We start from the raw sequence: 13,352 nt of genomic DNA, 5'->3' as shown, positions 1-13,352 counted from the left end.
ACAGCGTTACTGGTTGTTCTGGCGATGCAGGAAGCGCGGGATGTCGATCGGGTCCTTGGCCTCTTCGCCGCTGTCGTCGCGCGCCGGTCCGCGCGCGGCATTGGACATCCGCTCGAACAGCGTGCCGCCGAGCTTGACGCGCGGCTGCGGCGTGACGTCGGGCGTTGCCGCCTCGCTGCCGGGGGCGATATAGCGGCGTGCCGGCTCGGGCGCGGCGGCGCGCGAATAGGGCTCGCTATACGGCTTGGGCTGCGGCGCCGGGGGCACGATCGTCTCGGCACCGAGCACCAGCTCGTCGTCGCTCGCCGCCGGCTCCGGCTTGACCGCGTCGGTCTGCTGGAGGTCGAGCGGCGCGGGCGCCGGTGCGGGCGCAGCGACGGGCGCGGGCGCCGCCGGGGCTTCGGGCGCGCTCGTGCCGGTCGGGCGGAACGAGGTGCTGTCGTCGGTCTTGCGGCCCATGCCGAAGCTGAACGACTTGGTCGCTTCCGGTGCCGGCGCGGCAGCGCCCGGCTTGACCTCCGAATCGATGCCGGTGGCGACCACCGACACGCGGATGCGGCCTTCCAGCTCGGGATTGAACGCCGAGCCCCAGATGATGTTGGCATCGGGATCGACCAGATCGCGGATGTGATTCGCGGCTTCGTCGACTTCGAGCAGGCGCATGTCGTCGCCGCCGGTGATCGAGATGATGACGCCCTTGGCGCCCTGCATCGACACGCCGTCGAGCAGCGGGTTGGCGATCGCCTTCTGCGCCGCCTCGAGCGCGCGATTGTCGCCGCTTGCCTCGCCGGTGCCCATCATCGCCTTGCCCATCTCCTGCATCACCGAGCGGACGTCGGCGAAGTCGAGGTTGATGAGGCCGGGCATGACCATCAGGTCGGTGATGCCGCGCACGCCCTGCTGCAGCACCTCGTCCGCCATCTCGAACGCTTCCTTGAAGGTCGTGTTCGCATTGGCGATCAGGAAGAGGTTCTGGTTGGGGATGACGATCAGCGTATCGACGTACTTCTGCAGCTCCTCGATGCCGCCGTCGGCACTCTTGGCGCGGCGGTTGCCTTCGAAGCTGAACGGCTTGGTCACGACACCGACGGTAAGGATGCCCATGTCGCGCGCCGCCTTGGCGATCACCGGCGCCGCCCCCGTACCGGTGCCGCCGCCCATGCCGGCGGCGATGAAGCACATGTGCGCGCCCTCGAGCCGCTTGGCGAGGTCGTCGATCGTCTCTTCCGCCGCGGCGCGGCCGATCTCGGGCCGCGAACCGGCGCCGAGGCCCTGGGTGATCTTCGCGCCGAGCTGGATGCGGTGCGGCGCGATCGACGACTTGAGCGCCTGCGCATCGGTATTGGCGACGAGGAAGTCGACGCCCTGCACGTCCGCCCGCATCATGTTGGCGATGGCGTTGCCGCCGGCGCCACCGACGCCGATCACGGCAATACGGGGGGTCAGTTCGTCGACCTCGGGAGTGATGAATTCGATGCTCATGGCCTAACTTTCTCCGCCCCATCCGGGAAAACGCGCCGGGACACTGATTTAACCTTTTGCCTCAACGACTCATGCGGTGCCACTGAAAACGCGCCTAAGCCGTCATCGGCGTTCAATAATTTGCCCGCGCCGCCTGGATGAGCTTGCGCATCATGCCCATGCCACGCTGGCGATGAACCGTAGTTTGCTGGGGCGCGACCCCGCGCAGATCGATCGGATCCGCCGCCGCGTAGAAGGCGAGCCCGGCCAGCGTCGCGAAGGCCGGGCCGCCATGCGCCTCGGGCAAGGCGGTCAGCCCGCGCGGGCGGCCGATCCGCACCGAGCGGCCGAGCGCCTGCTGCGCATAATCGGCGATGCCCTTCAACTCGGCGCCGCCACCGGTCAGCACCACCTGCCGCCCGACCGGCCCTTCGAACTTCAACTGGGCGAGCGATTTGCGAATCTCGTCCATCTGATGCTCGAGCCGCTGGCGGACGATGCCGATCAGCTGCGCCTTGGTGATCTGCATGCCGCCGTGCACGTCGTCCTCGGCGGCGATCGGCATTACCGGGATCATCTCGTGATTGTCGCGCGGGCTCGCATTGGCGGAGCCGTGGAAGCACTTCATCCGCTCGGCCTGCGCGCGGCGGGTGCCGAAGGCGGAGGCGATGTCGTCGGTGATGTCCTGCCCACCCATCGGAATCGAGCAAAGGCCGACGAGCATGCCGCCCGCGAACAGCGAGACGTTGGTGATCCCCGCCCCCAGCTCGACCAGGGCGACGCCGAGTTCGCGCTCCTCGTCGGACAGGCAGGCGAGCCCGGTCGCGACCGGCGAGGCGATGATCGACTTGACCTCGAGATGCGCCGAGCGGACGCACAGATCGAGGTTGCGCACCGGCGATCCGTCCGCCGCGACGACGTGGATGTGGACGCCGAGCCGGTCGGCATGGAGGCCGAGCGGCTTCTTGACGCCGGTCAGCCCGTCGAGCGTGTAGAGCGCCGGCTGCGCGTGCAGCACCATCCGCCCCTGCGGGTCGATCGAATTGCGTCCGGCCGTGAGCAACGCGTCGATGTCCTGCTGTTCGACGCGATGGCCGCCCAGTTCGAACTCGACCTCGGCGACGTCGCTGACCAGCCCGCCGGCGGAGAAGCCGACCCAGACGTTCTCGATGTTGATGCCGGCGATCCGCTCCGCCTGCTCGACCGCCTCGCGCACCGCCGCCTCGGTCGCGCCCATGTCGGCGATATAGCCGCGCTTGACGCCGCGGCTCTCGCGCTGGCCGGTGCCGAGCACGATCAGCTCGCCGCCGTCGCCCTTCTGCGCGATCATCGCCGAGACCTTGGACGACCCGATGTCGAGCGCCGTGATCAAACCTTCCGGTGCAACCTTCGCCATTACCCCTCAGCCCCCGCTCGCGTGTTGGTCGTGTCGGTCGATGGTGTCGCCACCTCGCTCGGGTCCGGCACGTTATGCGCCATGCTCGCCCCCGGCTTGCGTGCGACCAATTTGCTCGGATCGCGCATGTCGAACCGGATCCAGCCGCGCCCGAGCAGCGGCCGTGCGCCGTCCAGCTCGGCGAATTTGAGCAGTGCCGCGGGCGCGCCATCCTCGGGCAGCGCGAGCGTCTCGCCGCTGTCGAAGGTCAGGTCCCAGCGGCGGTTGCCGATCCAGGTCGCCGCCTTGACGCGCGGCTTGAGCGCGGGCGCGGCGGCAAGCAGCGCCTGATAGCCCGCCTCCTGCCGGTCCGCGCCGGGGCCGATCACCAGCGGCAGGTCGGGAATGGCGTCGGGCCGAACCGGTTCGAGCAGCACGCCGTCCTTGTCGATCAGCGTCAACTGGCCATTGTCCTGCCACACCGCCGCCGGGCTGCGCTCGACGATGTCGACCAGCAGCGTATCGGGCAGCCGGCGCGAGACGTGCGCGTCGGCGATCCAGCCGTAGCGCAGCAGCTTCTGGCGCACCGCCTCCAGATCGACGAGCGGCATCGCGCGGCTCTGCTGATCGAGCGCGACCGCATAGACGCTCATCCGGTCCATCCGCTTGAGGCCGGTCACCTCGATCTGCTCGACGCGGAAGCCCGCCTGCCCCGCCCCTTCGGCGATGGCGGAGCCGATCATGCCGGGGATGCCGATCCACGTCACCGCGGCGAGCGCGAGCGCGATGCCGCCGCCGGTGATCGTCCAGGTCGCCGCCTTGCGGATCGTCTCCTCGCTGACCGGCACGGCGGCGACGGCGCGCTCGAACAGCGACGCCTTGCGCACCGGCTGCTTGCGCCGGCCGGTCGGCCGCTTGGGCGGCGGCCCGCGTTTGATCGTCCGGCTCATCCCGCACGGACCTTGAGCGCGCCGTCGCGCAGCGCCTCGTCGACGATCGCCTGGACGAGCTCGGCATAGCTCATGCCGATATGCCGCGCCTGTTCGGGGACGAGGCTGAGCGGCGTCATCCCCGGCTGGGTATTGACCTCGAGCAGGAACAGGCCGTCGACGCCGCGTTCGTCGTCCCAGCGGAAATCGGAACGCGACGCGCCCTTGCAGCCGAGCAGGCGATGCGCTTCGAGCGCGAGGCTCTTGCAGGCGTCGGCGATCACATCGGGAATGTCGGCGGGGCAGACGTGTTCGGTCAGGCCGTCGGTATATTTGGCGTCGAAATCGTACCAGCCGGTCTTGGGCTTCAACTCGGTGACGCCGAGTGCCCGCTCGCCAAGCACCGCCGTGGTCAGCTCGCGGCCGCGGACATAGGGTTCGGCGAGCAATTCGCTGAATTCCTGCCACGGACCGGCGACGTCGCGCCCGATCGGATTGCCGTAATTGCCGTCGTCGGTGACGATCGCGACGCCGACCGACGAGCCTTCGTTGACGGGTTTGAGCACATAGGGCCGCTGCAACGGATCACGCTCGAAGATCTCGGCGGAGCGGACGATGCGGCCGCCGGGCATCGGCACGCCGGCGGGGACGAGCACCTGCTTGGTCAGCACCTTGTCGATCGCGATCACCGACGTGGCGAGGCCCGAATGGGTATAGGGGATGCCCATCAGGTCGAGCATGCCCTGCACGCTGCCGTCCTCGCCCGGCGAACCGTGCAGCGCGTTGAAGACGAGATCGGGCTTCGCCTCGGCGAGGCGCAGCGCGACATCGGCCTGCATGTCGATCCGGGTGACGCGATGGCCGAGCGATTCGAGTGCGTCGGCACAGCCGTTGCCCGATTGCAGCGACACCGGCCGTTCGGCGGACCAGCCGCCCATCAAGACCGCGATGTGCATCACTTCGCCACCCCGACCCGCTGAATTTCCCATTCCAGCGTCACCCCCGAATGCGCCTTCACCTTGTCCCGTACCTCTTCGCCCAAGGCCTCGATTGCCGCCGCGCTGGCGGTGCCGAGGTTGAGCAGGAAATTGCAATGTTTCTCCGACACCTGCGCATCTCCGCGGGTGAGCCCGCGACAGCCGGCGGCGTCGATCAGCGCCCAGGCCTTGTGGCCGGGCGGGTTCTTGAAGGTCGATCCGCCGGTCTTCGAGCGCAGCGGCTGCGACGCCTCGCGCTCGGCGGCGATCCGGTCCATCTCCGCGGCGATCGCGGCGGGTTCGGCGGCGTGGCCGCGGAAGGTCGCGGCGACCACCACCGCGCCGGGCGGCAGTTCGCTGTGCCGATAGGTATAGCCGAGCTGGCCAAGCGACAGCGTCCGGCGTTCGCCCGAGCGCAGCACCACCTCCGCCTCGACCAGCACGTCCTTGACCTCGCGGCCATAGGCGCCGCCGTTCATTCGCACGAAGCCGCCGACCGTGCCGGGGATCGAGCGCAGGAATTCGATCCCGCCGATCCCGGCATCGCGCGCCGTCGACGAGACGAGGATACCGCTGGCACCGCCGCCGCAGCGCAACGTCGTCGCGTCGATCCGCTGCACCTGCGCGAACGCCTTGCCGAGCCGCACCACCACGCCCGGCACGCCACCGTCGCGCACGATCAGGTTCGAACCCAGCCCGAGCGGCATCACCGGCACCGCCGGGTCGCAGTCGCGCAGGAAGGCGGCGAGATCGTCGGCATCCTGCGGCTCGAACAGCCATTGCGCCGCGCCGCCCGCCTTGAACCAGACGAGCGGCGCCAGCGGCGCGCGCTCGGTCAGGCGCCCGCGCACGGCCGGCAGGTCGATCACCACGGGCCGACGCCCCATAGTCGCGTCCACGCCTGGAAGGCGGCGAGATTGGCCTCGGCGGCCTTGCGCGTCGCCTCCTGCGCCTGGACGAGCGCCTCGCCCGCGCCGACCGCCTGGCCGCTCGCCTCGAGCGTCTTGCGCTGCGCGTCGAGCATCTGCTTCTGCAGGGTGATCCCCGCGTCGAACCAGTCCTTCATCGCCGCTCTCCGATCGCCTTGGCCAGCCCCGCCGCCCATTTGGTGATGTCCCCCGCGCCGAGGCAGACGATCATATCGTCCGCCTGCACGGTCGCGGCGAGCTCCTCCGCCAGCGCGGCGGCATCGGCGACCGTCGCCGCAGAGCGGTGGCCGCGGCGCTTGAGGCCGTCGACCAGCGCCTGCGCGTCGACTCCCGCGACCGGCGCCTCGCCTGCGGCATAGACCGGCGTGACGAGGACGCGGTCGGCATCGTTGAACGCGGTCTGGAAGTCTTCCATCAGATTGCCGAGCCGCGAGAAGCGATGCGGCTGGACGACCGCGATCACCCGCCCCTTCGCGCCCTCGCGCGCCGCGGCGAGCACCGCGCGGATCTCGACCGGATGATGGCCGTAATCGTCGATGATCGTAACGAAGCCGCCGTCGACCGCGACCTCGCCGACCTTGGTGAAGCGGCGCTTGACCCCGCCGAAGGCGGAAAAGCCCTGCTGGATCGTCGCATCGGGGATGCCGAGCTCGAGCGCGACACCGATCGCGGCCAGCGCGTTCTGGACGTTGTGGCGACCGGGCATCGGCAGTTCGATCCCCTCGATCGTGCGCACGCTGCCGTCGCGCTCGCGCACCACGCAGGCGAAGCGGTTGCCGCCCGGCACCGGCGTCACGTCGACGCCGCGGATATCCGCCTGCGCCGAGAAGCCATAGGTGACGACGCGGCGGTCGCGCACCCGCGGCAGCACGTTCTGCACCTCGGGGTGATCGAGGCAAAGCAGGGCCGCGCCGTAGAAGGGCACGTTCTCGACGAATTCGACGAAGGCGTCCTTGACCGCGTCGAAGCTGCCATAATGATCGAGATGTTCGGGATCGATATTGGTGACCACCGCGATCGTGCCGTCGAGGCGCAGGAAGCTGCCGTCGCTCTCGTCCGCCTCGACCACCATCCAGTCCGACGCGCCGAGCCGGGCGTTCGAGCCATAGCTGTTGATGATGCCGCCGTTGATGACGGTCGGATCGACTCCGCCCGCGTCGAGCAGCGCTGCGACCATCGAGGTGGTCGTCGTCTTGCCGTGCGTCCCCGCCACCGCGACGGTCGATTTGAGGCGCATCAGCTCGGCGAGCATCTCGGCGCGGCGGACGACGGGGATGCGCTTCTCCAGCGCCGCCTCGACCTCCGGATTGGAGCGGGTGATCGCGGTCGAGACCACCACCACCGCCGCGTCGGCGACGTTTCCGGCGGCATGGCCGATCGACACGGCGATGCCCTTGTCGCGCAGGCCCTGCACGACATAGCTTTCGGCGACGTCGGAGCCCTGCACGGTATAGCCGAGGTTCTTCATCACCTCGGCGATGCCCGACATGCCGATGCCGCCGATCCCGACGAAGTGGATCGGACCGATGTCGGTGGCGACGCCGCGGATCATGCGAATGCCTCCTGCCGCGGGGCGGCCTTGCCGACCGGCAGGCGCGCGCGCGGCGAATCGAGGCTCTCGACCAGATCGGCGAGGTCGCGCACCGCATGCGGGCGGCCGACACTCTTCGCCCGCGATGCGGCATTTTCGAGCGCGAGCGGGTCGAGCCCGAGCTTCTGCATCTGCTTGGCGAGTTCGACCGCGGTGAACTCCGGCTGCGGGATCGTGCGCGCGCCACCGGCGCGGGTGATCTCACGCGCATTGGCGGTCTGGTGATCGTCGGTCGCGCCGGGCAGCGGCACCAGGATCGCCGGCCGTCCCGCCGCGGTCAGTTCGGCGATCGTCGACGCCCCGGCGCGGGCGATGACGAGATGCGCCCAAGCGAGCTGTTCCGGCATGTCGGGCAGATAGGTGGCGAGCTCGGCCGGGATCTGATGCTCGGCATATTGCGCGCGCACCGCGTCGATATCCTCGATCCGCGCCTGATGCGTCACCTGCAGGCGGCGGCGGAAGGTGATCGGCAGCATCGCCAGACCGTCGGGCACCACCTGGCTGAGGATGCTCGCCCCCTGGCTGCCGCCGGTGACGAGGACGCGGAAGATGCCGTCCTCCTCCAGCAGCGGATAGGGCCGGTCGCGCAGCGCGAGCACCGCGTCGCGCACCGGATTGCCGACGAGATGGACCTTGCCCTCGTGCTTGGCGGCGAGCCGCTCGGTCGTCGCATATGAGGTGGCGATCGCATCCACCTTGCCGGCGACGAGGCGATTGACGCGGCCGAGCACCGCATTCTGTTCGTGTACCGCGGTCGGGATCTTGTCGGCGAAGGCGGCGAGCAGCGCCGGCATCGCCGGATAGCCGCCGAAGCCGATCACCGCCGCGGGCTTGAACGTCCGGTACAATTCACGCGCCATCGCCCGGCCGCGCAGCATCTCGCGCACCGCCGACGGCCAGCCCTGCGGCCGCTTCGCCTGGAAGCGCCCGGCCGGCAGCACGTGCGTCTGGATACCGTCGAACAGGCCGGGGAAGCGCACGCCGCGCTGGTCGCTGATCAAGGCGACGCGATGGCCGCGACGCGTCAGTTCCTCGGCCAGCGCCGCGGCGGGGACCATATGCCCCCCCGTGCCACCTGCGGCGAGGACGTAATGCTTGCTCAATTGGATCCCCATCTCACCACATACGGGCTGCGCGTCAGGAACGGATTGCGCCGCGTGAATGCGAGCAGCAGCCCCATGCCGATCGACAGCGCGATCATCGACGATCCGCCATAGCTGATGAACGGCAGCGTCATGCCCTTGGACGGCGCCAGCCCGGTATTCACCGCCATCGACACCAACGCCTGCGCGCCGAATTGCACCGCCAGCCCCGAGGCGGCAAGCAGTTTGAACTCGTCCTGCTCGTCGAGCAGCTTGACGAACACGCGCACGACGATGGCGAGGAAGACGATGGCGATGATCGCGCAGGCGATCAGCCCGAATTCCTCGCCGATCACCGAATAGATATAATCCGTATGCGCTTCGGGCAGGCCGAACTTGACCGTGCCGCCGCCGGGTCCGGTGCCGGTCCAGCCGCCGCTGGTGATCGTCGCATGCGCGGCGTTGGTCTGGAAATGGTCGCTCGCCCCCTCGCCCTCGACGCTCGGGAACAGGAAGGCGTCGATGCGATTGCGCGCGGTGCCGTAGAACATGTAGGCCGCCCCCAGCCCGATCGGGACCAGCGCGATGATCCCGCCGAGCACGCGCATCGACGTGCCGGCGATCATCAGCAGCGCCATCCATACGGTGCAGAAGATCACGGTCTGGCCGAAATCGGGCTGCATCATCAGCAGCACCGCGATCAGCCCGGTCAGCGCGCCGGTGATCGCCACCGTCGGCAGCTCCGGGTCCTTGGCCTTCAGCGACAGCAGCCAGGCGACGGTGACGATGAACAGCGGCTTGAGGAATTCGGACGGCTGAAACTGCGCGAAGCCGTAACCGACCCAGCGCCGCGCGCCGTTGATGCTGTTGCCGACGAAGGGTGTCAGCGCGAGGCAGGCGATCAGCACGATCGCCCCGCTGATCGCCAGCCGCCGCGCGAGCGGCACCGGCAGCATCGACACGCCGAACAGCACCGGCAGCGACACGCCGACCCAGATCAGCTGCCGCCAGAAATAATAGAGCGGGGTGAACTGGTGATGCTCGCCCGAATAGCGCACCGCGGTGGCGGGGCTCGCCGCGGCGACCGCGACCAGCCCGATCGCGATCAGGAACAGGGTGAGCAGCAGCAGCATCCGGTCGATGTCCCAGAACCAGGTGCCGAGCGGCGACCGATCGCCGCGGCCGCCGCGCCGCTTGACCTTGGCGATCAGGCTGTCGCGTGGAGCCTCGGTCGTGCCGGCACTGGTCATGCGAGAGCCTCCACCGCAGCACGGAACGCGGCGCCGCGCTCCTCGTAATCGCGGAACTGGTCGAAACTAGCACAGGCCGGCGACAAGAGCACGATATCTCCCGCCCGCGCCGCTGCCGCCGCCTGCGCGACCGCGGTGGCGAGATCGCCGCTCTGCGTCACCGCCGGAACCCGTCCGTCGAGCAGCAACGCGAACAGCGCCGCCGCCTCGCCGATCGTATAAGCGGCGGCGATCCGGTCGAAATAGGGAGCGCAGGCGTCGAGGTCGTCGCCCTTGCGCTTGCCGCCGACGATCCAGTGAACGCGATCGAACGCGCCGAGCGCCGGGGCGGCGCTTTCCGGATTGGTCGCCTTGCTGTCGTCGACGAAGCGGACGCCGTCGCGGATCGCCACCGTCTCCATCCGGTGCGGCAGGCCGGTGAAACTGGCGAGGCCGGCGTCGATCGCCGCCTCCGCCACGCCGAGCGCCTTGACCGCGGCGATCGCGGCGAGCGCGTTCTGCGCATTGTGCGGACCCTGCAGCGCCGGCCAGCGCGACTGATCCATGCACACGCCCGGCGCGATCTTGGTGAGATGCTCGCCGCGCGCCGACAGGCTTCGGGCGATGCCGGCGGAGGCGGCGTCGCCGATGCCGATGATCGCGTCATGCTGCGGCGACTGCATCGCGAACAGCCGCGCCTTGGACGCGGCATAAGCGTCGAAGCCGTCATAGCGGTCGAGATGGTCGGGGGTGATGTTGAGCAGCACCGCCACCTCGCAATCGAGCCGCTCGGTCAGGTCGAGCTGATAGCTCGACAGTTCGAGCACGTAGACGCCGCCCTCGGCGAGCGGCTGTTGCGCGAGGACCGGCAGGCCGATGTTGCCGCCCATCAGCGTCGGCACGCCCGCGCCGGCAAGGATATGGTGGACGAGCGCGGTAGTGGTCGACTTGCCGTTGGTGCCGGTGATGCCGACGACGCGGTGCGGCGGCAGGTCGCCGCGCGCTTGCGCGAACAGCTCGATATCGCCGATCACCGGCACCCCCGCCGCGCGGGCCCGGGCGACGAGCGGATGCGTGTTGAGCGGCACGCCGGGCGAGACGACCAGCCCCGCCGCCCCGGTCAGGTCGAGCAGGGCGATGTCGTGGACGATGACGCCGTCGATCTCGCCGGCGCGCGCGCGCGCGGCCGGATCGCTGTCCCAGCCGACGACGAAGGCACCGCTCGCCGCCAGCGCGCGCGCGGTGGCGAGGCCCGAGCGGGCGAGACCGAGCACCGCATAGCGGCGGCCGGCGAAGGCGGGGCTGGTGATCACCGCAGCTTCAACGTCGACAGGCCGGCGAGCGCCAGCACGAGGCTGATGATCCAGAAGCGGATCACCACCGTCGGCTCGCTCCAGCCGAGTTGCTCGAAATGATGGTGGATCGGCGCCATGCGGAAGACGCGCTTGCCGGTGCGCTTGTAGAAGAACACCTGGATGATCACCGACAGCGCCTCGACGACGAACAGGCCGCCGACGATGCCGAGCACGATCTCGTGATGCGCGACCACCGCGATCGTGCCGAGCGCGCCGCCGAGCGCGAGGCTGCCGGTATCGCCCATGAACACCGCCGCGGGCGGTGCATTGAACCACAGGAAGGCGAGCCCCGCGCCGATCACCGCGCCGCAGAAGATCGCCAGCTCGCCTGCCCCCGGCACGTGCGGGATGCCGAGATAGGTGGCGAACTTCACGTTGCCCGCGAGGTAGACGATCAGCATGAAGGCGACGCTGGCGATGATCACCGGCATCGTCGCCAGGCCGTCGAGCCCGTCGGTAAGGTTCACCGCATTGCCGAAGGCGACGATGGTGAAGGCCGCGAACAGCGGGAAGGCATAGCCGAGATCGAGGTACAGCCGGTCGGTGAACGGCAGATAGAGGTGCGGCCCGTTCTGCCCCATGATGATCCACGAGGCGATGCCGGCGATGGCGAATTCGAGCAGCAGCCGGGTACGACCGGAGACGCCGGCGGTGCTGGCTTTACGCACCTTGTCGTAATCGTCCATGAAGCCGATCGCACCGAACCCCAGGGTCACGAACAGGCACGACCAGACATAGGGGTTGCTGAGGTCCATCCAGATCAGGATGGCGAGGCTCATCGCGGTGAGGATCATCAGCCCGCCCATCGTCGGCGTGCCGCGCTTGGCGAGATGCGTCTGCGGCCCGTCGGCGCGGATCGGCTGGCCCTTGCCCTGGCGGACGCGCAGCCAGCCGATGAAGCGCGGGCCGATGATCAGGCCGAGGAAGAGCGCCGTGGCGACCGCCGCGCCGGTCCGGAAGGACTGGTAGCGGATCAGGTTCAGCAAACCGGTGAACCCCAGATGCTCGGCGATCCAATACAGCATTACGTTCCGATCCCCCGCGATCGTTCATCGCCCGCGGCGGCAAGACCCGCGATCACCCGCGACAAGCCGACCCCGTTCGATCCTTTGACGAGCACCGCATCCCCGGCGCGGGCCAGGGCGTGCAACCGGCCAAGCGCGGCAGCGGCGTCGGCCACATGGACGACTTGTGTCCGTCCCTCAAGGGCCTTGGCCAGCGGCGCCATCGCTTCACCGACCAGGACGGCCGCTTCGACCTGCGCGGCGAGCACCGGTTCGGCGAGCGCGGCATGATAACCGGCGGACGCATCGCCGAGCTCGCGCATCTCGCCGAGCACCGCGATATGCCGGCCCGGCTCTTCGGCGAGGACCGCCAGCGTCGCCCGCATCGAGGCGGGATTGGCATTGTAGCTCTCGTCGATGACGAGCAGGTCGCCGCCGTCGTGCGGTGCGAGGAAGCGCGCACCGCGCCCGGCGAGCCCGCCCAGTTCGGCGAGCGCGAGACCGGCGCGGGCGAGATCGGCCCCCGCCGCATCGACCGCGGCCAGCACCGCGAGCGCGTTCGACACCCAGTGCATCCCCGGCTGCGACAAGGTGAACGACAGCTCCCGCTCGCCGAGCCGCGCGGTGACGAACGAGCCGCCGGTCGGCAGCCGCATCGCCTCGATCGCGCGGACGTCGGCGCCCTTGGTGAGACCGAAGGTGACGGTGCGCGCCGCATAGGGCGCGGCGGCGGCGATCAGCCGGTCGCGATGGGGGCTGTCATAGGGCACGATCGCGGTGCCGCCGGGTTCGAGGCCGCGGAAGATCTCGCCCTTGGCGTCGGCGATCGCGCTTTCGTCGGGGAAGAATTCGGTATGCGCGGGCGCGATCGCGGTGACGATGGCGATATGCGGGCGGACCAGCCGGGTCAGCGTGTCGAGTTCGCCGGCATGGTTCATCCCCATCTCGAACACGCCGACGCGCGTGTCGCGCGGCATGCGCGCGAGGCTGAGCGGGACGCCGGTATGGTTGTTGTAGCTCTTCACCGAGCGATGCACCGCGCCGGGCAGCGAGCGGTCGAGCGCGGCGAACAGGGCTTCCTTGGCGCTGGTCTTGCCGACCGATCCGGTGACGCCGATCACCGTCCCCGCCATCCGCGCCCGCGCCGCGCGGCCGAGATCGTTGAGTGCGGCGAAGGTATCGGCGACTTGGACCTGGGGGTGCTCGCTCGCCGCGGAGACGATCGCCCCCGCCGCCCCTTGCGCGAACGCCTGCGGCAGGAAGCGATGGCCGTCGGTGCTCTCGCCGGTCAGCGCGACGAACAGATCGCCGGGGCCGACCTCCCGGCTGTCGAAGGCGACGCCGGTGACGGCGAAGTCGGACGAGGCGGTACCGACGGTCGCGGCGGCGATCTCGGCGGCGGTCCAGAGGGTCATCCGAT

At 69.6% G+C, this 13,352-nt stretch carries 12 protein-coding genes; all 12 read right to left on the bottom strand.

Features of this window, described 5'->3' with window-relative positions; all coding sequences use genetic code 11:
* Positions 1–6 precede the first annotated feature (6 nt).
* Positions 7–1,482, bottom strand: a complete 1,476-nt coding sequence (ftsZ, locus tag V8201_RS03645) for a cell division protein FtsZ (RefSeq protein WP_336544490.1) — start codon at positions 1,480–1,482, stop codon at positions 7–9.
* 112 nt (positions 1,483–1,594) lie between these two features.
* Positions 1,595–2,857, bottom strand: a complete 1,263-nt coding sequence (gene ftsA, locus V8201_RS03640) for a cell division protein FtsA (RefSeq protein ID WP_037532891.1) — start codon at positions 2,855–2,857, stop codon at positions 1,595–1,597.
* Positions 2,857–3,786: a cell division protein FtsQ/DivIB gene (locus V8201_RS03635; RefSeq protein ID WP_051583318.1), complete on the bottom strand. Its 930-nt coding sequence runs from the start codon at positions 3,784–3,786 to the stop codon at positions 2,857–2,859. Before V8201_RS03635 ends, ftsA begins: the two co-directional genes overlap by 1 nt.
* A complete protein-coding gene (locus tag V8201_RS03630; protein ID WP_037532890.1) occupies positions 3,783–4,721 on the bottom strand; it encodes a D-alanine--D-alanine ligase in 939 nt (312 codons plus the stop codon). Before V8201_RS03630 ends, V8201_RS03635 begins: the two co-directional genes overlap by 4 nt.
* Complete coding sequence (murB, locus tag V8201_RS03625; RefSeq protein ID WP_200870366.1) at positions 4,721–5,629, bottom strand: UDP-N-acetylmuramate dehydrogenase; 909 nt, start codon at positions 5,627–5,629, stop codon at positions 4,721–4,723. Before murB ends, V8201_RS03630 begins: the two co-directional genes overlap by 1 nt.
* Positions 5,608–5,808, bottom strand: a complete 201-nt coding sequence (locus V8201_RS03620) for a hypothetical protein (protein ID WP_037532888.1) — start codon at positions 5,806–5,808, stop codon at positions 5,608–5,610. Before V8201_RS03620 ends, murB begins: the two co-directional genes overlap by 22 nt.
* Entirely contained in the window at positions 5,805–7,220 is a 1,416-nt protein-coding gene (murC, locus tag V8201_RS03615) for a UDP-N-acetylmuramate--L-alanine ligase (RefSeq protein WP_271300892.1), read from the bottom strand. Before murC ends, V8201_RS03620 begins: the two co-directional genes overlap by 4 nt.
* Positions 7,220–8,377: an undecaprenyldiphospho-muramoylpentapeptide beta-N-acetylglucosaminyltransferase gene (murG, locus tag V8201_RS03610; protein ID WP_037532883.1), complete on the bottom strand. Its 1,158-nt coding sequence runs from the start codon at positions 8,375–8,377 to the stop codon at positions 7,220–7,222. The genes murC and murG overlap by 1 nt, the downstream gene beginning before the upstream one ends.
* Positions 8,362–9,594: an FtsW/RodA/SpoVE family cell cycle protein gene (locus V8201_RS03605; RefSeq protein ID WP_037532882.1), complete on the bottom strand. Its 1,233-nt coding sequence runs from the start codon at positions 9,592–9,594 to the stop codon at positions 8,362–8,364. Before V8201_RS03605 ends, murG begins: the two co-directional genes overlap by 16 nt.
* Positions 9,591–10,886, bottom strand: a complete 1,296-nt coding sequence (gene murD / locus V8201_RS03600) for a UDP-N-acetylmuramoyl-L-alanine--D-glutamate ligase (protein ID WP_336544489.1) — start codon at positions 10,884–10,886, stop codon at positions 9,591–9,593. Before murD ends, V8201_RS03605 begins: the two co-directional genes overlap by 4 nt.
* Positions 10,883–11,953 carry a phospho-N-acetylmuramoyl-pentapeptide-transferase gene (gene mraY / locus V8201_RS03595; protein WP_037532876.1) on the bottom strand — a complete coding sequence of 357 codons (1,071 nt, stop codon included), beginning with the start codon at positions 11,951–11,953 and terminating at the stop codon, positions 10,883–10,885. Before mraY ends, murD begins: the two co-directional genes overlap by 4 nt.
* The gene (locus V8201_RS03590; RefSeq protein ID WP_336544488.1) at positions 11,953–13,347 is read right to left on the bottom strand and encodes a UDP-N-acetylmuramoyl-tripeptide--D-alanyl-D-alanine ligase; all 1,395 of its coding nucleotides are present in this window, start codon (positions 13,345–13,347) and stop codon (positions 11,953–11,955) included. Before V8201_RS03590 ends, mraY begins: the two co-directional genes overlap by 1 nt.
* Positions 13,348–13,352: the final 5 nt, after the last annotated feature.

The sequence above is a fragment of the Sphingomonas kyungheensis genome, from assembly GCF_037120395.1.
Taxonomy (GTDB): Bacteria; Pseudomonadota; Alphaproteobacteria; order Sphingomonadales; family Sphingomonadaceae; genus Sphingomonas; species Sphingomonas kyungheensis.
This window is presented reverse-complemented; position numbering and strand designations above follow the sequence as displayed.